The 21,461-nt window shown below is 68.9% G+C and carries 15 protein-coding genes and 5 tRNA genes; 5 read left to right on the forward strand and 15 right to left on the reverse strand.

Features of this window, described 5'->3' with window-relative positions; translation table 11 throughout:
• Window positions 1-14: 14 nt before the first annotated feature.
• The 3 genes from V2J18_RS14815 to V2J18_RS14825 all read right to left on the reverse strand — a co-directional run bounded on the left by V2J18_RS14815 (window position 15) and on the right by V2J18_RS14825 (window position 6,206).
• Window positions 15-3,926 (reverse strand): YhdP family protein, encoded by a 3,912-nt coding sequence (locus V2J18_RS14815; protein ID WP_064748769.1) that lies wholly within the window; start codon window positions 3,924-3,926, stop codon window positions 15-17.
• 144 nt (window positions 3,927-4,070) lie between these two features.
• Window positions 4,071-5,558 (reverse strand): ribonuclease G, encoded by a 1,488-nt coding sequence (gene rng, locus V2J18_RS14820; RefSeq protein ID WP_064748768.1) that lies wholly within the window; start codon window positions 5,556-5,558, stop codon window positions 4,071-4,073.
• An 81-nt stretch (window positions 5,559-5,639) separates the two neighbouring features.
• Window positions 5,640-6,206, reverse strand: coding sequence for a Maf family protein (locus V2J18_RS14825; RefSeq protein ID WP_064748767.1), 567 nt, complete (start codon window positions 6,204-6,206; stop codon window positions 5,640-5,642).
• Window positions 6,207-6,366: 160 nt separating this feature from the next.
• Here V2J18_RS14825 and V2J18_RS14830 point away from each other — a divergent pair, with 160 nt between their 5' ends.
• From V2J18_RS14830 to V2J18_RS14840, 3 genes are all read left to right on the forward strand, one after another.
• On the forward strand, window positions 6,367-7,146 hold the full coding sequence (locus V2J18_RS14830) for an SIMPL domain-containing protein (RefSeq protein ID WP_064748766.1): 780 nt from the start codon (window positions 6,367-6,369) through the stop codon (window positions 7,144-7,146).
• Window positions 7,143-7,334 (forward strand): hypothetical protein, encoded by a 192-nt coding sequence (locus tag V2J18_RS14835; RefSeq protein WP_064748765.1) that lies wholly within the window; start codon window positions 7,143-7,145, stop codon window positions 7,332-7,334. The genes V2J18_RS14830 and V2J18_RS14835 overlap by 4 nt, the downstream gene beginning before the upstream one ends.
• 420 nt (window positions 7,335-7,754) lie before the next feature.
• A complete protein-coding gene (locus V2J18_RS14840; RefSeq protein ID WP_336132139.1) occupies window positions 7,755-8,432 on the forward strand; it encodes an energy transducer TonB in 678 nt (225 codons plus the stop codon).
• Between the two features lie 160 nt (window positions 8,433-8,592).
• On the opposite strand, the gene rlmH is transcribed toward V2J18_RS14840, so the two are convergent.
• Window positions 8,593-9,063 carry a 23S rRNA (pseudouridine(1915)-N(3))-methyltransferase RlmH gene (gene rlmH / locus V2J18_RS14845; protein ID WP_064748763.1) on the reverse strand — a complete coding sequence of 157 codons (471 nt, stop codon included), beginning with the start codon at window positions 9,061-9,063 and terminating at the stop codon, window positions 8,593-8,595.
• A 120-nt stretch (window positions 9,064-9,183) separates the two neighbouring features.
• Here rlmH and V2J18_RS14850 point away from each other — a divergent pair, with 120 nt between their 5' ends.
• A complete protein-coding gene (locus V2J18_RS14850; protein WP_336132140.1) occupies window positions 9,184-10,746 on the forward strand; it encodes an alkaline phosphatase PhoX in 1,563 nt (520 codons plus the stop codon).
• Between the two features lie 108 nt (window positions 10,747-10,854).
• On the opposite strand, the gene V2J18_RS14855 is transcribed toward V2J18_RS14850, so the two are convergent.
• From V2J18_RS14855 to lon, 8 genes are all read right to left on the reverse strand, one after another.
• Complete coding sequence (locus V2J18_RS14855; protein WP_336132141.1) at window positions 10,855-12,849, reverse strand: peptidyl-prolyl cis-trans isomerase; 1,995 nt, start codon at window positions 12,847-12,849, stop codon at window positions 10,855-10,857.
• A 236-nt stretch (window positions 12,850-13,085) separates the two neighbouring features.
• Window positions 13,086-13,162: transfer RNA gene (locus V2J18_RS14860), tRNA-Asp, on the reverse strand.
• A 175-nt stretch (window positions 13,163-13,337) separates the two neighbouring features.
• Window positions 13,338-13,414: transfer RNA gene (locus V2J18_RS14865), tRNA-Asp, on the reverse strand.
• Between the two features lie 97 nt (window positions 13,415-13,511).
• Window positions 13,512-13,588, reverse strand: a tRNA-Asp gene (locus tag V2J18_RS14870).
• A 97-nt stretch (window positions 13,589-13,685) separates the two neighbouring features.
• A tRNA-Asp gene (locus tag V2J18_RS14875) sits at window positions 13,686-13,762 on the reverse strand.
• A gap of 87 nt (window positions 13,763-13,849) precedes the next feature.
• A tRNA-Val gene (locus tag V2J18_RS14880) sits at window positions 13,850-13,924 on the reverse strand.
• 50 nt (window positions 13,925-13,974) lie between these two features.
• Entirely contained in the window at window positions 13,975-14,322 is a 348-nt protein-coding gene (locus V2J18_RS14885) for an HU family DNA-binding protein (protein WP_261370217.1), read from the reverse strand.
• A 142-nt stretch (window positions 14,323-14,464) separates the two neighbouring features.
• Window positions 14,465-16,891 (reverse strand): endopeptidase La, encoded by a 2,427-nt coding sequence (lon, locus tag V2J18_RS14890; protein ID WP_336132142.1) that lies wholly within the window; start codon window positions 16,889-16,891, stop codon window positions 14,465-14,467.
• 203 nt (window positions 16,892-17,094) lie between these two features.
• Between lon and V2J18_RS14895 the strand changes: the two genes are divergently transcribed.
• A complete protein-coding gene (locus V2J18_RS14895; RefSeq protein ID WP_064749766.1) occupies window positions 17,095-17,742 on the forward strand; it encodes an SMI1/KNR4 family protein in 648 nt (215 codons plus the stop codon).
• Window positions 17,743-17,888: 146 nt separating this feature from the next.
• Here V2J18_RS14895 and clpX read toward each other — a convergent pair whose 3' ends face one another.
• The 3 genes from clpX to tig all read right to left on the reverse strand — a co-directional run bounded on the left by clpX (window position 17,889) and on the right by tig (window position 21,449).
• A complete protein-coding gene (gene clpX, locus V2J18_RS14900; RefSeq protein WP_064749765.1) occupies window positions 17,889-19,178 on the reverse strand; it encodes an ATP-dependent Clp protease ATP-binding subunit ClpX in 1,290 nt (429 codons plus the stop codon).
• A 177-nt stretch (window positions 19,179-19,355) separates the two neighbouring features.
• A complete protein-coding gene (gene clpP / locus V2J18_RS14905; RefSeq protein ID WP_064749764.1) occupies window positions 19,356-19,982 on the reverse strand; it encodes an ATP-dependent Clp endopeptidase proteolytic subunit ClpP in 627 nt (208 codons plus the stop codon).
• Between the two features lie 165 nt (window positions 19,983-20,147).
• On the reverse strand, window positions 20,148-21,449 hold the full coding sequence (gene tig, locus V2J18_RS14910) for a trigger factor (RefSeq protein ID WP_064749763.1): 1,302 nt from the start codon (window positions 21,447-21,449) through the stop codon (window positions 20,148-20,150).
• Window positions 21,450-21,461: the final 12 nt, after the last annotated feature.

The following is a 21,461-nucleotide window of genomic DNA, read 5'->3' on the forward strand; positions in this document are numbered from 1 at the left end:
GTCGCGGCCGGCGTTCAGCCGGCCGGCGGCGTCGTGGCGGCGGCGCGGGTCTGTTCGCGGGTGACCACTTCGACCTTGGGCTCTTTCCACGGCCCGGTGACCCGGTAGGTCTTGGAAGCCAGGCTGCCCAGCGGACGCTGCAGCACTGCGTTGGCGGCCGCGCCGATCGCCGCGCCGACCGGGCCGGCGGCGAGCGCGCCCACCGCCGTCAGCACGTTGGCCGCCTTAGGCCGTACTTCGATGGTCTGATCGTAGCGCTGCGCACGCAGGTCGGCGGCGCCGCGGATCGAGATCGCCGCGGCCGGGCCGTCGATGGTGAGGTCGTCGCTGCGCGCGCTGCCGTTGCCGAAGCGCACCGTGCCGCCGATCCGGTCGAAGGCGAAGCCCTTGGAGAACAGATCGCGGAAATCCAGGGTCAACCGGCGCGGCAGCTGGGCCACGCTGAGCAGCCCGAGCACGCGCCCGGCGCCGGGCTCGATCTCCAGCAGGCGGCCGTCGCGCGCATCCAGGGTCAGGCTGCCCTCGAGCGAGCCCAGGGCGAAGCCAGCCGGGCTGCCCGGCCAGCCGGCCTCGAACTTGGCCTTGGCGCGGCCGCCGCCGATCTGGTTGGCGAAGCCGAAACCGTTCATCAGCGCGCCGACGTCGCCGCTGTCGACGCTGAGGTTCAGATGCGTGTGCGCGTTCGCGCCGCGGCCGGTCCAGTCGCCGCTGAGGTCGATGGCCTGCTTCGGCGCGCGCGTGCTGATCTGTTCGATGCGCATGCCGGCCGCGGTCGGCCGGGTCCGCACGCTGGCCTGGCCCAACGGCGCGTCGCCGACGCGCAGGTCGGCGATGTCGAGCAGCAGGGCCGGAATCTGCGCCGGGTGCATGCCTTGATCCTGGCCCGCGCTCGCGGCGTGCGCCGGCGCCGCCGCACTCGCGCTTGCATTCGGCCCCGCGCCGCCTGCAGGCGCCGGCGCGCGCCAATGCACGCGGGCGAAGCGGCCGGCGATGGCGCCGCCCTCGCCGCCCGGAATCAGCACCGCGCCCTCCAGCGCCGCGCCTTCGGCACGCACCGCGGTCGCGCCGCGCGGCGCCGGGGCGACGATGATGCGGGTGTCGGGGAAGTTGCCGCCGATCAACTGCAGTTGCTGCGCGCTGACGTCGATGCGTTGCAAGGCCAGGCCGCCGCCCTCGCCGCTGCCGCCGTCGCCGTGGGCCAGCGCGATCCAGTCGACCGCGTCGAGCTGCGCTGCGCGTCCGGTGGCGATCAGGCCGGCGGCCGGCGGCGCCTCGTCGACCCGGTTGCTGCCCAGCGCCACGCGCACGCCGGTGCGGCCGTTGACGGTGCGCGCACGAACCGCCAGCACGTTGCCCAGCGATACGCGCACATCGCCGCTGCCGAGCGGCAACGGGGTTTCGACGGTCGTCGGCAGACTCGCCGCGGCCGGCTTGGCCAGCGGCGCGGGGAAGCTCAGCGCGGTGCCGACCAGGTTGGATTGCAGGCGCAGCACGGTCGGCGCCGGCGCGGCCACGCCGGTGGCCTTGACCGCGGTAGTCGCGCCCGGGCTCTTGGGAATCGAAATCGCCGCGGTCCACAGCGAGCGCCCGTCCAGGTAGGGCTTTAGCCAGGCCAGTTCGTCCGGGCCGCGCGCGATCAGTTCGTCGGCGCCGGAGGCGGTGTCGAGCGCGGCCTCGAACACGTTGCCGCGGTCGCGCACGTACTCGTCGCCGGCGCGCAGCGACAGCTTGCCCGGCGCGCCCTCGTGCAGCACCGCCAGCTCTTCGGCGCGGAAACCGCCGCGGCCGTATTCGGCGCGGCCGCGCACCTGTTCGAAAGCCAGCTTCCAGCGCGGGTCGGCCAGCCTGGCGTTGTCCAGCGCGACCGTACCGGCGATGCGGGTCTGGCTGTTGGGCCGCAGCGGCAGTTCCATTTCGAAACCGACCTGGGCCGGGCCGCTGGCGCGCACGTTGTTCAGGGTGTCGGCATGGTCCTTCTGCAGCGGACTGTGCTTGAGCAGGGCCACCAGTTGCGCCGCATCGGCGGCGCCGTCGGCTTCGACGCGCAGGCGGCCGTCCTTGTAGCGATCGATGCCGGCCTCGACCCGGCGCACGCCGACCCCGGCCATGCGGCCGTTGCCGATGACGCTGAAACCGTCGGCGACGAAGCGCACGTCGGCGTCCAGCCCTTCCACCGCCGGCCACTCGGGCTGGAACTTCACCACCGCGCCCTCCAGCCGGGCGCTGGCCTCGAACAAGCCGTTGTTGCGGTTGAACGGCCAGTCGTCGAGGTCGCCGGAGATCACCGCATGGGCATCGCTCAGGCGGCCGCCGACCAAGGCGGTGTCGAGCCAATGCACCAGATGCGCCGACATCTTGTCGCGGATCCAGAAGCCCTTGGCGACCGGTACCTGGGTCGGGTCCAGGTCGGCGGCGATGTCGATCCACGGTCGGGTGCCGTCGCCCTGCCACCACAGGCCGCCGCGCGCGCGCACGCCGAAACCCTTGCCCTGCACGCGCAGCGCGGTGGTGCCGATGCGCCAGCCGGCGCCCTCGCGCCAACCGCCGACGCGGCCGTCGAGGCTGACCGTATGCGCCACGCCGAAACCGGTCGGCCAGTCGAAACGCATCGGCGAGGCCGGATCGAGGTCGAGCACGAAGCCGTCGGCATCGCCTTCGAAGCGTCCCGACAGGCCCTGCAGCCCGGGGCTGGAACCGACCGCGTCGAAGCCCAGCGCCTGGATCCGGCCGCTGGCGAACAGAGGCCCGTTGCGGCGGCCGTTCACGGCGATCTCGCTCAGCGATACGCGCGGCTTGGCAGTCTCTAGCCAATGCCGCAGGCGTTCGGGCAAGGCGTCGCTGAGCGCGACCACGGCGATCAGCGGGCCGGCGTCGATGCGCGGCGCGCGCAAGGCATAGCGCTCGCCGCCGGCGACGGCGAGCCCGTCCAGGGTCTGCACCTGCTCGCCGCTGCCGATGCGCAGGCGCTGCGCGTCGTAGCGCCAGCCCTGCTCGGTCAGGCGCCAGAACGACAGGGTTTCGACATGTTCGAATTCGGTCCGCGCCGGCGCGGCATCGGCGTGGGCGCCGTGACGCTCGGCACGCAGGCCGACCCGGTCGAGCGCGGCCGACACCGTCACCGCCGCGACCCGGTGCCCGCGCAACTCGGCCCAGGCCTCGGCGCGGCCCTGGCCGGACTCGATCCGGATTCCGGCCAGTTTCAGCAGCGGCGACCAGCCCGCGAGGTCGGCGCGGGTGGCGCCGGCGTAGGCGCGGCCGTCGCCGCGGCGGCGGTCGAAATCCAATACCGCGTCCAGCGGCGTCGACGGCGCCCCGGCGACGCCGACGCTGGGCCACACCCGCGCGCCGGCACGCACGCGCGGCCCGTCCACGCGCAGGCGCAGGTCGATCTTGGGAATGCGCGCTTCGACGCCGAGGCTGGGCGCGATCACCGCCAGCTTGCCGTCGATCACCTGCAGCTCGCCCAGGCCTTCCAGCGCCGACAGCGGATCGCGCTGCGGCGCGCTGTCCTGGCCGGGCAAACCGCGCACTTTCCAGCGCCCGTCGCCGGCGCGCTCCAGAGTCAGATCCAGGCCCTTCAGGCGCAGCTCGGAGAACGACTGCCCCGGCAGCAGGCCGGCGTAGACCGACACCAACATTTCCGCATCGCCGATGGTGAACGCCTGCGCGCCTTCGCCGATGCGCAATCCGTCCAGGCGCAACAACGGCCCGCGCCGGGTCCACTGCGTCTGCACCCGATCGAACGCCACCGGCCGCCCGGCGCGCTGGCTCAGCCATTGCGCGACCTGCTCGGGATGGCTCTCGGCCAGCGGCAGCACCTGGCTCGCCGCCCCCAGCAACACCGCAACCAGCACCAGCACGATCGCGACGCCATAGAAGGCGCCACGACGGGCCATGCGCAGGCGGCGGCGCAGGGGGGTGGGCATCAGCGCGCCGCTCCGCGTCCTGACCGGATTGGGGATTGGGGATTGGGGATTCGCAGAAGCAAAAGCACGGTCGACCCGCGTCGGTCGCAGGCTCGCCCCGACCCGCTTTCACGAATCCCGAATCCCAAATCCCCAATCCCCGCCTCAGAGCAGCACGACATCGAACTGCTCCTGCGCATACTGGTCGTCGGCCTGGAAGCGGATCGACTTGCCGAGGAATTCCTCCAGTTCGGCGACCGCGGCGGATTCCTCGTCGGTGATCCGCGCCACCACCTTGGGCGAGGCGATCACCAGCAGGCGCGCGGCGTCGAACTGGCGCACCTGGCGGACGATGTCGCGGAAGATCTCGTAGGTCACCGTTTCCGGGGTCTTGAGCGTGCCGCGGCCGCCGCATTCGTGGCAGGGCTCGCTGAGCTGGCGCTCCAGGCTTTCGGTGGTGCGCTTGCGGGTCATCTCCACCAGGCCCAACGGCGAGAATTCGTACACCGTGGTCTTGGCGTGATCGCGGGTCAGCGCCTTCTCGAGCTGGCGCAGCACCTGGCGGCGGTGCTCCAGGTCAGTCATGTCGATGAAGTCGATGATGATGATGCCGCCCAGGTTGCGCAGCCGCAGTTGCCGGGCGACCGACTGCGCCGCCTCCAGATTGGTGCGGTAAACGGTTTCCTCGAGGTTGCGTTGACCGAGGAAGGAACCGGTGTTGACGTCGATGGTGGTCATCGCCTCGGTCTGGTCGATCACCAGGTAGCCGCCGGACTTCAGCGGCACTTCCTTGTCGAGCGCGCGCTGGATTTCGTCCTCGACCCCGTACAGGTCGAAGATCGGCCGCGCGCCGGTGTAGTGCTCGATCTTCTCCGCCAGCCCCGGCATGTACTGGGCGGCGAAGCTGCGCAGGCGCTCGCAGGTCTCGCGCGAGTCGACCTTGACCTTCTCCACGTCGCGCCGGATCAGGTCGCGCACCGCGCGCAACGGCAGGCTCAGGTCTTCGTAGACGCGCTCGCCGACCTTGCAGCTGCGCGATTTCTCGGCGATCAGCGACCAGGCCCGGCTCAGGTAGGCGATGTCCTCGGCCAGCGCCTCTTCCGGCTGGCCTTCGGCGTTGGTGCGGACGATGTAGCCATGGTGTTCGGCCGACGGCGCCAGCGAGGTCACCAGGCTCTTGAGCCGCGCGCGTTCGCCCTCGTCCTCGATCCGCGCCGAGACCCCGACTACGCGGGTGCGCGGCAACAGCACCAGGTAGCGCGAGGGAATGCTGAGCTGGGTGGTCAGGCGCGCGCCCTTGCTGCCGATCGGGTCCTTGACCACCTGGACCACGATCTCCTGGCCTTCGCGCAGCAGTTCGGCGATCGGCCGGGTCGGGGTCGGCGGCAGCGGCGCCTCGTCGCCCTCGCTCTCGCCGCTCTGGTTCGGCTTGACGATGTCGGCGGCGTGCAGGAACGCGGCACGTTCCAGGCCGATCTCGACGAACGCCGCCTGCATCCCGGGCATGACCCGTTGCACCTTGCCCTTGTAGATGTTGCCGACCACGCCGCGGCGCCAACCGCGCTCGATGTGCAGTTCCTGCAGCATGCCGTTCTCGACCACGGCGACGCGGGTCTCGCGCGGAGTGACGTTGACCAGGATTTCTTCAGTCATGGGGCGGCGCGGGGTCCAGGGCGGCGGGGGCGGCGAAAAACAACGGTACGGGGGAGACGGAAGCGGCCGGCGCCGCGCGGGCTAGCCGAGCCCGAACTGGCGCAGCAACTGCGCGGTTTCGTACAGCGGCAGCCCCATCACCCCGGAGTAGCTGCCGGACAGCCGGGTCACGAAGGCCTCGGCCGCGCCCTGGATCGCATAGGCGCCGGCCTTGCCCATCGGTTCGCCGCCGGCCACGTAGCGGGCGATGGTCGCCTCGTCGAGTTCGGCGAAGCTGACTTCGGACACCGACACGGCCTGGGCCTCGCGCGCCGGCGAGACCAGCGAGACCGCGGAGATCACCCGGTGGGTGCGGCCGGACAGGCGCCTGAGCATGGCCGCCGCGTCGGCGGCGTCGCGCGGCTTGCCGAACACCTCGTCGTCGAGCACGACCTCGGTGTCCGAGCCCAGCACCACCGCGGCCGGGTTGCCGACCACCTTGAGCAGGCCGGCCCCGGCCTTCTCGCGGGCGACCCGGCGCACGTAGTCCTCGGCCGGTTCGCCGGGCTGGCGCTGTTCGGGCACGTCGAGTTCGAGCAGGCCGAATTCGTGGCCCAGGCGGGCCAGCAATTCGCGTCGCCGCGGCGACTGGGAGGCGAGATAGAGCATGCGCGGAAGCATAACCCGCGCTGACTGAGCGCCAGCCGACATTCGCTCGCGCAAACCCCGTCACGAATCACGGTTCGTTAACCAGTTCAGCAAGACCCTAGCCTCGTCACCCAAGGAGCTCCACATGATCCGGTCGCCGTTCCAGCGTTCCGCCCGCACGATGCCCCCCGCCGTCTCCGCCCCCCGTCCCGCTTCCCGCTCGGCTTCGCTGCGCCCGCTGGCGCTGGCCGCCTTCCTCGCCTTCGGAGCCGTCACCGCCATGTCCGCGTCCGCCCAGACCACGCCTTACGTCGCCACCGACGGCACCCTGTTGTCGGTCTCGGCCGAATCCCAGGCCAAGCGCACTCCCAACATCGCCACGGTCTCCACCGGCGTGGTCACCCAGGCCGCCGACGCCAACGCGGCGATGCGCGCCAACGCCGAGCAGATGGCCAAGGTCGTGGCCGCGATCAAGGCCGCCGGCATCGCCGAGCGCGACATCCAGACCAGCGGCATCAACCTCAACCCGCAGTACCGCTACCAGGAAAACCAGCCGCCGCAGATCACCGGCTATCAGGCCAACAACAACGTCAACATCGTCATCCGCGACATCTCCAAGGTCGGCAAGATCCTCGACTCGCTGGTCGCCACCGGCGCCAACCAGATCAACGGCCCGAGCTTCGACCTGGACGACAAGGACAAGGAAGCCGCGTTCGACGAAGCCCGCCGCGGCGCCATCGAGAAGGCCCAGGCCCGCGCCGAGATGTACGCCAAGGCCCTGGGCATGAAGGTGCGCCGCATCGTCAGCGTCAGCGAGGGCGGCCGCTTCGCCCCGCCGATGCCGATGCCGATGATGGCCATGCGCATGGAGAAGGCCGGCGCCGCGGCCGACACCTCGGTCTCGCCGGGCGAAAACACCTTGTCGATGAACCTCGACGTGGTGTTCGAACTGGGCAAGTGATCGTGGCCGGCGCCGACAAGCAGGCTCCGCGCGGACCCGACGGCAAGCCGGCGCGCGCGCCGGGCTACCCCGAGCCGCAACCGCGCGACCGCGACGATGCGCAGCGCCCCGGGCGCAAACCGCCGTCGCCCGACGAGGGCGGCCTGGAACGCAAGCCCGCGCCGGGCACCGACCCGGCCCAGGACTGAGCGGCGCCGCCGCTGCCGTCCTGCCGCCCCGAGGCGGCCGTCACGACCGACCCGACGAGGCCCGCGCGAGCGGGCCTCGTCGTTTTAGGCGTTGGCGAGCGACGCGGCCGCAAGTGGCCGACGGCCCAGGCCGACGCGCTTCGTTGCCTGCCATTCAGCCAAAGCCCAACGCCGCCGGCGCCCGCATCGGCGATCTCGTTGCAGCAATCGCGCAAGCATCGTCCGCGATCCGCCGGCGATCTGCGTCGAGGATTGGATGCCGATGCATCCGGCCCTCACGACCAAAGTCGCAAACGAGAACCGCTTGCGTTTGGCAAACCCACGGAGCAGTTTGTGATCGAAAGCCGGCTTCAGATTCGACCCCGTTCGCGGTAGGCGCACGTTGATTGTCGTTGTGTCGATCATCCAAGGAGGAAGCCCATGGTTCGTGCGATTCCCTCTTCCCAGCTCCGCCAGCCGCTGGACGGCGTGCGCATCGCCGGCAACACCGGCGCGATCGCCTTCAATACGGTGATGCTGTTGTTGCTGCTGGCGCCGCTGAGCGCCCCCAAGCTGCTGCTGCCGCCGGTCGACGAAGATCCGATCATCCAGATTCCGCTGCGGCCGAAGCCGGTTCCGCCTCCGGTCATCGAAGAACCGTTGCCGATCAATCGCAAGCCCGCTCCGCCGACGGTGACCCAGCCGGTGCGACAGGAGCAGCCGCCGACGATCGTGGTCGACCACCCCGATCCGGCGCCGACCGACTTCGCCGGCATCGAGCAACCGCAGATCCAGGTCGCCAAGGCCGACCCGCCGGCCGGCAGCGACCCGGGCATCCAGACCGGCGCCAGCCTGCAGGCCCTCAACAACCCCGCCCCGCCCTACCCGCCGCAGGCGGTGCGCGACAACCTGACCGGGGTGGTCGAATTGGAGATCCTGGTCGGCGTCGACGGCAAGCCGCTCGACGTCAGCGTGGTCCGCAGCAGCGGCCACCGCATCCTCGACCAGGCCGCGCGCCGGGTGGTGCTGAGCCGCTGGACCTTCCAGCCGGCGATGCGCGACGGCCAGCCGGTGCAGGCCCGCGGCCGGGTGCCGATCGAATTCAAGTTGGCGCAGTGAGCGCGCGCTGACGCGCGTGTGCAACAGCGAAAACCCGGGCCTTGCCCGGGTTTTCGCTGTTGCGGGATTGGGGATTTGGGATTGGCAAAAGCAGCTCGCCGGCTTTTTGCTCCTGCTCTTACGAATCCCCAATCCCGAATCCCCAATCCCGTCACCGGGCCTAAGCCCGGTGATACGGATGATTGGCCAACAACGCCGCCGCCCGGTACAGCTGCTCGGCCGCGACCAGGCGCACCAGCATGTGCGGCAGGGTCAGCGGGCCCAGCGACCATTGTTCGTCGGCGCGGGCGAGCACGTCGGGGGCGTGGCCTTCCGGGCCGCCGATCAGGAACGCCAGGTCGCGGCCCTGGCCGCGCCAATGTTCCAGGCGCTGCGCCAGCTGTTCCGAAGTCCATAACCGGCCGCGGCCTTCCAGCGCCACCACGCAGGCGTTCTTCGGCAACGCGGCGAGTACGCGCGCGCCCTCGTCCTGGGTCGCGCGCGCGGCGTCGCGGCCCTTGCCGCGCAGGCCGGGCTCGATCTCCACCAGCTCCAGCGGCAGCCAATGCGAGAGGCGTTTCTGGTATTCGCCGAAGCCTTCGGCGACCCAGCGCGGCGCGCGCTCGCCGACCGCGATCAATCTGCTTTTCATGCGCGCATGGTAGCCAAGCGCGCGATCGCGGTCCCGCCTGGGCGGGACTGTCATATTCCGGTTACCGCGCCGGCCTAGGGTGCTCAGTTCCCCCGCCCCCAGCCCCGCAGGAGTATCCCGATGGATGCGTTCGATCCCTCCCGCCGCCAGGTCATCAAGAGCAGCGCTGCCGCCATGGCGGTCGGCGCGATCGGCAGTCTCGGCGCGCTGTACTCGCGCCAGGCCGATGCCGCGACCGACCCCAGCCGCATCGCTCCGGTGCCGAGCCGCTACGGCCCGCTCGCGCCGGTCGCCGACCTCGCCACCGGTTTGCCGCTGCTGCAGTTGCCGCGCGGCTTCAGCTATCGCTCCTTCGCCTGGAGCGGCGACCGCATGGCCGACGGCCGGCCCTGTCCGGACCGCCACGACGGCATGGCGGTGGTCGCCGCGCGTCGCGTCCCGCATCGCCCGCACGGCCGCGGCCACGCCAGTCACGAGCTGGTGCTGATCCGCAATCACGAGCGCGGCGCCGGCAACTCGCCGATCCGCGCGCCGGGCATGTACGACACCGGCACGGTCTCCGGCGGCCAGCCCGGCGGCGGCACCACCACCCTGCGCTACCGCTTCGACGGCGGCCGCCACGGCGGCGGCTGGGACAGCGTCGAAGCCAGCCTCGGCGGCACGATGGTCAACTGCGCCGGCGGCCCGACCCCGTGGGGCACCTGGCTGACCTGCGAGGAGATCAAGAGCAATGCCGTGTCCAGCACCGGCCGCAAGCACGGCTATGTGTTCGAAGTCGATCCGCGCAGCGAACGCACCACCGGCCGGCCGCTGATCGGCCTGGGCCGCTTCAGCCACGAAGCGGTGGCGATCGATCCGCGCACCGGCATCGTCTATCTGACCGAAGACGACCGCAACAAGTCCGGCCTGTACCGCTTCATTCCCCACGACCGCTATGGCCGTCCGGGCTCGCTCGAACACGGCGGCCGGCTGCAGGCCGCGCGCGTGCGCGGCAAGCGCAACGCCGACCTGACCACCGCGGCGATCGGCAACGAGTTCCAGCTCGAATGGGTCGACATCCCCGATCCGGACCTGGATTCGATCCTGGCCCCGAGCGGTTTCCCCGACATCGGCGGCAACGACACCCTCAGCGGCCCGTTCGCCCAGGCCTGGAGCGAAGGCGGCCTGCGCATGAGCCGGGGCGAAGGCATCTGGTACAGCTACGGCAAGATGTTCATCGTCGACACCAGCAGCGGCGTCGACGCGCAAGGCCGCAAGGGCCGCGGCAACGGCGCGGTGTGGGTGCTGGACCTGTTCACCCAACGCCTGCGCGCGCTGTTCGTCAGCAACCACCAACTCGCCGCGCACAACCCCGACAACATCACCGTCAACGCGCGCGGCGGCGTGGTGCTGTGCGAGGACCCGGACGCCGCGCCGGCCGGCAGCCCCGACGAGTACGGCCCGGGCACGCGCCTGATCGGCCTGACCCGCGCCGGCGAGTCGTTCTATCTGTGCAAGAACAACGCCGAGCTGACTTCGACCCAGATCGCCGACGCCGGCAAGAACATCGCCGAAGGCGACTACCGCGACAGCGAGTTCTGCGGCGCCTGCTGGGACCCGGCCGGCCGCATCCTGTTCGTCAACATGCAGACCCCGGGCATCACCTTCGCCATCACCGGCCCCTGGGAACGCGGCCCGCTGTAGGCCGGCGGCTCGCCGTGCCGCCCCGCCGCGGGCGGCACGCGGTGGCGAGCGCAAGCGCAAAAAAAGGCCCGGCGCAAGCCGGGCCTTTCTCGTTCTGCGCGCCGCGGATCAGCGCAGGTTGTCGTCGATCACCTGGATCTTGACCCGCTTGCGCAGCTCCGAGGTCAGCTCGCGGCCTTCCTCGTAACCGCCCAGCTGCGAGATCTGGGTGCGCATCATGTCCAACTGCGCCGGCGGGATGTCGGCCTTGTTGCCCGGCACCACCTTGTCGACCGCGAACAGGACGACGCGGCCGTCCGGCAGCACCGCCTTGCCGGCGCTGGACTTGCCGGCAGCCGGCGCCTTCAGGGCGAAGATCGCCTCGGCCACTTCCGGCGTCGGCAGCGGCATGCCGCGGGCCACGTTCGGCACCACTTCCGGCGCCGGCAACTGCTTGGACGCAGCGACCGCGGCCAGGGTTTCGCCGGCGTTGACGCGCGCCAGCAGCGCCTGCGCTTCCTGCTCGGCCGCCTTGGCGGCGCGGTCGGCGCGCACCGCGGCGATCACCTTGTCGCGCACCTGGGCCAGCGGCAGCGCACGTTCCGGGGTATGCGAGACCACTCGGATCAGCACGCTGTGCTCCGGGCCGATCTCGATCGGATCGCTGACCGTGTTGTCCTGCAGGCGCGCCTCGGAGAACGCGGCGCGGATCACCGCCGGGTTGGCGCCGATGCCGCCGTTGTTGAGTGCGGCGTCGCGGGTGATCGGACCGGTCTTCATCACCGCCAGGTTCATCGCCTTGGCCGGCTCGGCCAGCGAGGTCGGGTTCTTGTAGACCATGTCGACCAGCTTGGCCGAGAAGTCGTTGAAGGCGCGCTCGCGCGAGGTCTCGCTCTCTTCGCGCAGCAGGGTCTCGCGCACGGCCTCGAACGGCTGCACCTGGCCGGCCTTGACCTCGCGCACCAGGATCACGTGCCAGCCCGACTCGTCCTTCACCGGCGCGCTGACTTCGCCGACCTTGAGCTTGAACATCGCGTCTTCGAACGCGCCCGGGAAGGTGCCCTTGTTGATCCAGCCCAGGTCGCCGCCGACCGCCTTGGAGCCGAGGTCTTCGCTGTTGGCGCGCGCCAGCGCGGCGAAGTCGGCGCCGGCGGCCTTGGCCTGGGCGGCGATCTGCGCGGCCTTGGTTTCGGCGGCCTTCTGCGCCGCGGCGTCGGCGCCGGCGGCGACGTTGATCTGGATGTGCGAGACCAGGCGCTGCTCTTCGGCGACGAAGCGGCTCTTCTCGTCTTCGTAGCGCTTGCGCAGCGAAGCCTCGGTCGGCGCGCCCGGCGGCGGCAGCGTCGCGCCGGTCAGTTCGACGTATTCGAGGATCACGCTTTCCGGCGCGCGGAAATCCTTGCCGTGGCCCTCGTACCACTTCTGGATCTCGGCGGCGGAAACCTCGGCGGTATCGGCGGCCGGCGGCGGCATCAGCAGCAGGCTGACGTCGCGGCGCTCGCCCATCAGCTTGATCAGGCGATCCATCTCGGCCTGGGTCAGGAAGCTGCTCTCGCCGACGTTGCCGACGATGAGGTTCTCCATCAGGCGATCGCGCACGAACTGCTCGAACTCGGTCGGCGACTGCGGCGGCTGGCGCATCTGCAGGCCGTACAGGTAACGCTCCTGGCTGAACTTGCCGGTGCCGTCCTGGAATTCGGGCACCGCCTGGATGGTCTTGACCACGGCGCCGTCGGCGACCGACAGCCCTTCGGTTTCGGCGACCAGCATGCGCACGCGCTCGTCGATCAGTTGGTCGAGCACCTTGCGCTTGTTTTCCGGCTTCTCGAACTCGCGCGCGTCGAAAGCCTCGCCTTCGGCGGCGCGGCGACGGTCGCGTTCGCGCTGGAAGCGCTCGTCGAATTCGGAACGCTCGACCGCGGCCTTGGTCCACAGCATCGAGACCGGCCACCACGACGGCGCCGAACGCCACCACGACGGCGCCATCTCGATCCGCGCCACGGCGTTGTCGACCCGCTGCACCAGGTACTGCTCGATGCCGACGAAGGCGAAGGGAATGATCAGCAGGCCCAGGATCACCGTGGCGATCCAGCCCGAGGTCTTGTCGCGAAGTGTCTGCAGCATGTTCCGGGTCGCGTTCAGTCGTAAGCCGGACAGTTTAGCGCGGTTCCGGGCGGCGGGCGGAGGCCGGCGACGCCGGTCGCAATCCGGCCGTCCCGGCGGCCGCAGGGACGGCGGGCGCCGTGCCAGGGGCGCCCGCCACCGGCGCGGGGCATGCTGCGCAGCAAAACGAACACCCGCCCCGACCGGGCCCGCCGCGGGCAAAAGAAAAGGCGCCGTTTCCGGCGCCTCGGTAAAACTGGCGGAGTGGACGGGACTCGAACCCGCGACCTCCGGCGTGACAGGCCAGCATTCTAACCGACTGAACTACCACTCCGCTGTTTTGAAACTGCATATCGAAACTGGAACGATGAAACCGGAAGCGGGTCGCCGCGGCCTCGAAACCCGAGCGCCGAAGCCCGCGCTTCGAACCTTGGAACCTGCGTCCGCCCGGACATGGCCGGAGCGTCGCTGCAAAACAAAGGCGCCGTTTCCGGCGCCTCTGGCAAAACTGGCGGAGTGGACGGGACTCGAACCCGCGACCTCCGGCGTGACAGGCCAGCATTCTAACCGACTGAACTACCACTCCGCGTTTTGAACCTTTCCGCCCGATCCGCCCAGGGCCCGATCGAACGTTCTCACTTATTAGAAAACAAAGGCGCCGTTTCCGGCGCCTCTGGCAAAACTGGCGGAGTGGACGGGACTCGAACCCGCGACCTCCGGCGTGACAGGCCAGCATTCTAACCGACTGAACTACCACTCCGCGTTTTGAACCTTTCCGCCCGATCCGCCCAGGGCCCGATCGAACGTTCTCACTTATTAGAAAACAAAGGCGCCGTTTCCGGCGCCTCTGGCAAAACTGGCGGAGTGGACGGGACTCGAACCCGCGACCTCCGGCGTGACAGGCCAGCATTCTAACCGACTGAACTACCACTCCGCGTTTTGAACTCGGTGCAACCGAACCCGACTCGTACCCGCTTGGACCCCGTCTCTGGACGGGTCCGGCAGAAGACCAGGTCGAACCTGGTGGGTGCTGAGGGTTTCGAACCCCCGACCCTCTCCTTGTAAGGGAGACGCTCTACCGCTGAGCTAAGCACCCCGAGCCTAGGGTTCCGCTGGCGGCCGCCCCTGGCAGCCCCGGCGAGTTGCTTAGTTTACAGCGTCCTTCAGCGCTTTGCCAGCCTTGAAGGAGGGATTCTTCGAAGCCGCGATCTTGATGGTTTCGCCGGTCTTCGGGTTGCGGCCCTGGCGAGCGGCGCGCTTGCGCACCTGGAAGGTGCCGAAGCCAACGAGCGTAACAGTGTCGCCCTTCTTGAGCGCCTTGGTAACGACGTCGATCAGCGCGTCAACGGCAGCGGTAGCGTCGGTCTTCGACAGCTCTGCGGTTTCGGCAACTGCCGCTACGAGTTCGGCCTTGTTCATTATTTTCTTTACTCCTATGCGGATAGACCGCGTGTTCTGAGAATCGCCGCGACGTTGCGGCGTCGCTACGATCAAGCGAGCCGCGTCGCAGTTTTGTGATGAATGCCTGCGACGCGGTTGCGGTCGTTATACCAGCGGCATATTGGGGGTGCAAGCTGGAAAGCTAGCTGTGGCGCGGGTTTCAGCGGTTTTCGACGTTTCCGACCGACGGCCCGGATCAGTGCTTGACGTCGGGCTGCGAAGCCGCCTTGCCGCTGTCGCGCACCGGAATTTCGCCCTCGCCCGACGCGCTCGGCGGCGCGATCGGACGCTCCAGCGCGAGGTCGAGCACTTCGTCGATCCAGCGCGCCGGCACGATCTTCAAACCCTGAGTCACGCTCTTGGGCAGGTCGGCCAGATCCTTGCGGTTCTCTTCCGGAATGATCACCGTGCGGATGCCGCCGCGCAGCGCAGCAAGCAGCTTTTCCTTCAGTCCGCCGATCGGCAGCACGCGCCCGCGCAGAGTGATTTCGCCGGTCATCGCCACGTCGGCCTTGACCGGATTCTTGGTCAGCATCGACACCAGCGCGGTGGCCATGCCGATGCCGGCGCTGGGGCCGTCCTTCGGCGTGGCGCCCTCAGGCACGTGCACGTGCACGTCGTGCTTCTGCAGGAACTCCACGTCGATGCCGAGACGCTCGGCGCGCGCGCGCACCACCGACAGCGCCGCCGACGCGGATTCCTTCATCACGTCGCCGAGCTGGCCGGTCAGCAGCAACTGGCCCTTGCCGGGCACCAGGGTCGCTTCGACCTGCAGCAGATCGCCGCCGACCTCGGTCCAGGCCAGGCCGGTGACCAGGCCGATCTCGTTGGCTTCCTCGGCGCGGCCGAAGTCGTAACGGCGCACGCCCAGGTACTTCTCCAGGTTCTTGGAGCCGACGCTGATCGCGCCTTCCTTGCTCTTCTTCTTCGGCCCGGCCAGGGCGATTTCCTTGACCACCTTGCGGCAGATCTTGGAGATCTCGCGTTCGAGATTGCGCACGCCCGATTCGCGGGTGTAGTAGCGCACGATGTCGCGCACCGCCGCTTCGGCGATCTTGATCTCCTCGGACTTCAGGCCGTTGGCCTTGATCTGCTTGGGCAGCAGATAGCGCATGGCGATGTTGAGCTTCTCCTCCTCGGTGTAGCCCGGAATCCGGATCACTTCCATGCGGTCCAGCAACGGGCCGGGGATGTTGAGCGAGTTGGAGGTGGCGACGAACATCACCTCGCTGAGGTCGAGGTCGACTTCCAGGTAGTGGTCGTTGAAGGCGTTGTTCTGCTCCGGGTCGAGCACTTCCAGCAGCGCCGAGGACGGATCGCCGCGGAAGTCCATCGACATCTTGTCGATCTCGTCGAGCACGAACAGCGGATTCTTGCTGCCGACCTTGTTGAGGTTCTGCACGATCCGGCCCGGCATCGAACCGACGTAGGTGCGGCGATGGCCGCGGATCTCCGCCTCGTCGCGCACGCCGCCCAGCGACATGCGCACGAACTTGCGGTTGGTGGCCTTGGCGATCGACTGGCCGAGCGAGGTCTTGCCCACGCCCGGCGGGCCGACCAGGCACAGGATCGCGCCCTTCATATTCTTCACCCGAGTCTGCACCGCGAGGTACTCGAGGATGCGTTCCTTGACCTTCTCCAGGCCGAAGTGGTCGGCGTCGAGCACGTCCTGCGCGGCCTTGAGGTCCTTGCGGATCTTGGTGCGCTTCTTCCACGGCACGCCCAGCAGCCAGTCGAGGTAGTTGCGCACCACCGCCGCCTCGGCCGACATCGGCGACATCTGCTTGAGCTTGTTGAGCTCGTTCTTGGCCTTGGTCTCCACCGGCTTGGGCATGCCGGCTTCGGCGATCTTGCGCGCGAGCTCGTCGACGTCGTTGGGCGCGTCGTCGATCTCGCCGAGCTCCTTCTGGATCGCCTTCATCTGTTCGTTGAGGTAGTACTCGCGCTGGCTCTTCTCCATCTGCGACTTGACCCGGCCGCGGATGCGCTTCTCCAGCTGCTGCACGTCGATTTCGCCGTCGACCAGGCCGACCAGCTGCTCCAGGCGCGCGCCGATCTCGTGCGTCTCCAGCAGCTTCTGCTTGTCGCCGATGCGCACGCCGAGATGGGCGGCGACGGTGTCGGCCAGGCGGCCGGGCTCGTCGATGCCGGCCAAGGTCTGCATCAGCTCCGGCGGCAGCTTGCGGTTGGTCTTGACGTACTGCTCGAACAGGCCCATCAGCGAACGCGCGATGGCCTCGATCTCGCGTTCTTCGCGATCGACCACCGGCTCGACCGCAACGGCCCGGCCGGACAGCGCGCCGTCGCCTTCGGCGACCTCGGTGACGCGCACGCGCGACACGCCCTCGACCAGCACCTTGATGGTGCCGTCGGGCAGCTTGAGCAATTGCAGCACCTGGGCCAGGGTGCCGATCTCGTAGAGGTCGGCGGCGCCGGGGTCGTCGGTCTCGGCGGACTTCTGCGCGACCAGCAGGATGCGCTTGTCCGCTTCCATCGCCAGATCAAGGGCGCGAATCGACTTGTCGCGGCCCACGAACAGCGGGATCACCATGTGCGGGAACACGACCACATCGCGCAGCGGCAGCACCGGCAGGGTCATGAATTCGGCGGAAGACTGAGTCATCGGGGGTCTCGACAAGCGTGGGGTGAGGATGCCGGGGCATCCAGGCTCCCGTTATGGGGGTGGCGGCCCAGGAGCGCAAGCAATGCCCGTCGGGCGGCCCGCAAAATCAATAAAAACCGCTTGAAAATCACCGCCTTGTGATACAAAGCCGAACCTGGGACAGAGCATTCCGGCCGCCTGCCCCATCGCCAAGGACGCCACCGATGCAACGACTGCACGATGCCATCGAGCAATACAACGCAAGCCGGACCCGCTTCTGGGACGACGACTACAACACCCTGCTCGCGGCCGGCCCGGCCGAGCCGGCCCAGATCGAGCGCCTGCAGGCGCTGGAGCCGCGGCCGCTGCCGGCGGACCTGGTGCAGTTCTATCGCCGTTTCGGCGGCCTGCACAACCAGGACAATACCGAGTCCTATTGCATGGAACTGCCGCTTCCCGGGCAATTGGCCGATGGTCTGGAGGCGGCCAACGCCTACCTGCGGATCCGTTCCCTGGGCCTGGTCGACATGATCGCGCACAGCTGGGGCAACGACCGGCCGGAGTTCGCCGCCGGCGGCGCTTTCTCCCAGGCCGAACTGGACGAACTGAACGGGCGCTACCGCTGCTATGGCTGGTACCGCACCGACACGGTGCTAGAGAGCGCCTGGTACCTGTACGCCGATCCGGACGGTCGTTTCGGTGCGCTGCTCTACGACCAGGACCGGTTCGACCGCACCGCGCGCGAGCTGCGCGCCCTGCTCGCCGCCAGCCCCGCCGGCCAGTCGCTGGAGGATGCGCTGTGCGAGGGCGTGGAGCGGATGCACGCGACGATGATCGAGTGGTGCGACGAGGACGCGGACGAAGACGCCTGAACCGGCGGCGCGCGCTGCCCCGACGCGACCGGCGGGCCGGTCGGCGCCGGAGTTCCATCACTGGGGCGAACGGGCCCTAAAACGAATCGCCCCCGCCGAAGCGGGGGCAAAAACCGATCGCCCCTGCCGAGGCAGGGGCGAGGAACTCACTCGGCCGAAGCGACCTTGGGCTGGGCCGGCGGGTTCTGGTAGATCAGGTAAGGCTCGGACTTGTGTTCGATCACCGACTCGTCGACCACCACCTTGCTGACGTTCTCCAGCGAGGGCAGCTCGTACATGGTGTCGAGCAGCACCGACTCGACGATGGTGCGCAGGCCGCGCGCGCCGGTCTTGCGCTTGAGCGCCTTGCGCGCGATCGCCGCCAACGCGTCCGGACGGAACTCGAGCTCGACGCTTTCCATCTCGAACAGCTTGCGGAACTGCTTGGTGATCGCGTTCTTCGGCTCGGTCAGGATCGAAATCAGCGCCGCCTCGTCCAGTTCCTCGAGGGTCGCGACCACCGGCAGGCGGCCGACGAACTCGGGGATCAGGCCGAACTTGATCAGGTCTTCCGGCTCGACGTCGGCCAGCACCTTGCCGATGTCGGCCTTGCGCTCGCTGCTCTTCACCTTGGCGCCGAAGCCGATGCCGCCGGCCTCGGTGCTGCGCTGCTGGATGATCTTGTCCAGGCCGGCGAACGCGCCGCCGACCACGAACAGGATGTTGCGCGTGTCGACCTGCAGGAATTCCTGCTGCGGATGCTTGCGCCCGCCCTGCGGCGGCACGCTGGCGATGGTGCCTTCGATCAGCTTCAGCAGCGCCTGCTGCACGCCTTCGCCGGACACGTCGCGGGTGATCGAGGGGTTGTCGCTCTTACGCGAAATCTTGTCGATTTCGTCGATGTAGACGATGCCCTGCTGCGCCTTCTCGACGTCGTAGTCGCACTTCTGCAGCAGCTTCTGGATTATGTTCTCGACGTCTTCGCCCACGTAGCCGGCTTCGGTCAGCGTGGTGGCGTCGGCGATCGTGAACGGCACGTTGAGCAGGCGCGCCAGGGTTTCGGCGAGCAGGGTCTTGCCCGAACCGGTCGGACCGACCAGCAGGATGTTCGACTTCGACAGTTCGACGTCGTCGTTCTTCTGCCGGCTCTCGATGCGCTTGTAGTGGTTGTACACGGCGACCGCGAGCGTGCGCTTGGCGCGCTGCTGGCCGATCACGTACTGGTCGAGCACCTCGAGGATCTCGCGCGGCTTGGGCAGGTGGCTGCGCGCCGACTGCGCCTTTTCCTCGAGCTCCTCGCGGATGATGTCGTTGCACAGCTCGACGCACTCATCGCAGATGAACACGCTCGGGCCCGCGATCAGCTTGCGGACCTCGTGCTGGCTTTTACCGCAGAACGAGCAATACAGGATCTTGTTGCTGTCGCCCGTGCTGCGTCCTTGTCGATCGTCGGTCATGCGTTGGCCCGTTGGTGCTCTAAATCGTACTCGTGTTCCGGAGCGGGTCCGGCGGCCCGGGCCGCCGCAGCTCGTTCAGCTGTCACGGCCCGAGGATAACACAGCGGTTCGCCCCCGCCTCGCGTCGGGGGCTGGACGGTTATCCGATGCGGATCAATGGCTTGCGTCCGCGCTCGTTCAGGCCGATTGGATCGTCTCGTCCGGACGGCGTTCCAGCACCTGGTCGACCAGGCCGTAGTCGCGGGCGGCCTCGGCGCTCTTGAAGTTGTCGCGCTCGGTGTCGCGCGCGATCGTCTCCAGAGACTGGCCGGTGTGCTTGGACAGGATCTCGTTGAGGCGCTGACGCAGGGTCAGGATCTCGCGGGCGTGGATGTCGATGTCGGTGGCCTGGCCCTGGAAGCCGCCCAGCGGCTGGTGGATCATGACCCGCGAATTCGGCAGCGCCAGGCGCTTGCCCTTGGCGCCGGCGGCGAGCAGCAGCGCGCCCATGCTGGCGGCCTGGCCGATGCAGATCGTGCTCACGTCCGGCTTGATGTACTGCATGGTGTCGTAGATCGCCATGCCGGCGGTGACCACGCCGCCCGGGGAGTTGATGTAGAAGTTGATGTCCTTCTCGGGATTCTCGGCTTCCAGGAACAGCATCTGGGCCACGATCACGTTGGCGACGTGGTCGTCGACGCCGCCGACCAGGAAGATCACCCGCTCCTTGAGCAGACGCGAATAGATGTCGTAGGCGCGCTCGCCGCGGCTGGTCTGCTCGACCACCATCGGCACCAGGTTGAGGGCTTTGGTCAGGTTATCCATTTCGACGGCACCTATTGACTGACTTAGAAGTTGCGCTTGTTAACGCAAGCGCGGCCCGACCAACTTGGGGCCGGCCGGGCCGCAGCGCAAGAGGCGCGATTGCTAATTGCTTCCGCGCCGGCGCGACCGCCCGATCGGGCATGTTCGCTCCGGCGCGGACCCGGCTCAGGCCGGGCGGATCGCTTCGCTGAACGACAGCGACTGCTCGGTGTGCTGGGCGCGCTCGGCGATCCAGTCGATCACCTGCTCTTCCATCACCCGGTTCTGCAGGCCGGCCATCAGCTGCTGGTCGTTGCGGTACAGGTCGATCACCTGCTGCGGCTCCTCGTAGGTCGAGGCGATCAGGCGCAGGGTCTCGTTGACGCGCTTGGGCTCCAGGCGCAGCTCGTTGCGGCGGGCGATCTCGCCGACCAGCAGGCCGACCAGGACGCGCTTGCGCGCCGCATCCATGTAGTTCAGGTGAGCGTCGGCCGGGGCTTCGATGTGGCGGCCCTGGCGGCGGGCCTGCTCGACGGTCTGCCAGACCATGTCGCGGGCTTCGGCCTCGACCAGCTTCGGCGGCATTTCCACCGACTCGTAGGCGGCGATCAGCTGCTCGCCGACTTCGCGGCGCAGACGGGTCATCAGCGCACCCTTGAGCTCGCGCTCCAGGTTGGTGCGGATGTCGTTGCGGAACTGGTCCGCCTCGCCGCTCTTCACGCCGAAGCTCTTGATGAACTCGGCGTCGACCTCCGGCAGGACCGGCTCGGACACGTTGGTGAGCTTGAGGTGGACCTTGGCCTGCTTGCCGGCCAGCTGCGGCGCGCGCCAGTCGGCCGGGAACTCGACCTCGGCGACGGTCTCGTCGCCGGCCTTGACCCCGACCAGGGCCTCTTCGAGCGGCTTGAACATCGATTCCGAGCCGATCACGGTGCTGCCGTACTCGGCGCCTTCGGCCGGGAAGCGCTCGTCGCCGACCTGGGTCCAGGTTTCGACCTCGACCACGTCGCCGGCCTGAGCGGCGCGCTCGACCTTCTGCAGGGTGCGGCGCTGCAGGCGCAGGTTCTCGATCATCGCGTCGATGTCGGCATCGGCGACTTCGGCGGTATGGCGGACGATGTTGAGCTTGGACACGTCGATGTCGCCGAAATCCGGCACGACTTCGAAGGTGGCCACGTAGGACAGGGTCTCGCCGGCGTCGGCGGCCGGCTCGATGCGCGGCTGGCCGGCGATCTGCAGCTGTTCCTGGCGCACGGCGTTGCTGAAGCCTTCGCGCAGCATGCCGTCGAGGATCTCGGCGCGCACCTGGGCGCCGAAGCGCTGCTCGATGACCTTGGCCGGCACCTTGCCCGGGCGGAAACCCTTGATCTTGGCGCCGCGCGCGATCTCGCGCAGGCGGCCGCCGACCTGGTTTTCCAGGTTCTCGGCCGGGAAGCTGAAGGTCAGTCGGCGTTCGAGCGAGCCCAGCGATTCGAGCGAAACTTGCATATCCACTCCTGC

The sequence above is a fragment of the Lysobacter firmicutimachus genome, from assembly GCF_037027445.1.
GTDB classification, from domain to species: Bacteria; Pseudomonadota; Gammaproteobacteria; order Xanthomonadales; family Xanthomonadaceae; genus Lysobacter; species Lysobacter firmicutimachus.

Coding starts and splice junctions, on each gene's coding strand:
- V2J18_RS14825 (WP_064748767.1), bottom strand. CDS start 6,206: ATGCTCTATCTCGCCTCCCAGTCGCCGCGGCGACGCGAATTGCTGGCC.
- clpX (WP_064749765.1), bottom strand. CDS start 19,178: ATGACCGACGATCGACAAGGACGCAGCACGGGCGACAGCAACAAGATC.
- tig (WP_064749763.1), bottom strand. CDS start 21,449: ATGCAAGTTTCGCTCGAATCGCTGGGCTCGCTCGAACGCCGACTGACC.
- V2J18_RS14855 (WP_336132141.1), bottom strand. CDS start 12,849: ATGCTGCAGACACTTCGCGACAAGACCTCGGGCTGGATCGCCACGGTG.
- lon (WP_336132142.1), bottom strand. CDS start 16,891: ATGACTCAGTCTTCCGCCGAATTCATGACCCTGCCGGTGCTGCCGCTG.
- V2J18_RS14815 (WP_064748769.1), bottom strand. CDS start 3,926: ATGCCCACCCCCCTGCGCCGCCGCCTGCGCATGGCCCGTCGTGGCGCC.
- V2J18_RS14830 (WP_064748766.1), top strand. CDS start 6,367: ATGCCCCCCGCCGTCTCCGCCCCCCGTCCCGCTTCCCGCTCGGCTTCG.
- rlmH (WP_064748763.1), bottom strand. CDS start 9,063: ATGAAAAGCAGATTGATCGCGGTCGGCGAGCGCGCGCCGCGCTGGGTC.
- V2J18_RS14895 (WP_064749766.1), top strand. CDS start 17,095: ATGCAACGACTGCACGATGCCATCGAGCAATACAACGCAAGCCGGACC.
- V2J18_RS14850 (WP_336132140.1), top strand. CDS start 9,184: ATGGATGCGTTCGATCCCTCCCGCCGCCAGGTCATCAAGAGCAGCGCT.
- V2J18_RS14840 (WP_336132139.1), top strand. CDS start 7,755: ATGGTTCGTGCGATTCCCTCTTCCCAGCTCCGCCAGCCGCTGGACGGC.
- rng (WP_064748768.1), bottom strand. CDS start 5,558: ATGACTGAAGAAATCCTGGTCAACGTCACTCCGCGCGAGACCCGCGTC.
- clpP (WP_064749764.1), bottom strand. CDS start 19,982: ATGGATAACCTGACCAAAGCCCTCAACCTGGTGCCGATGGTGGTCGAG.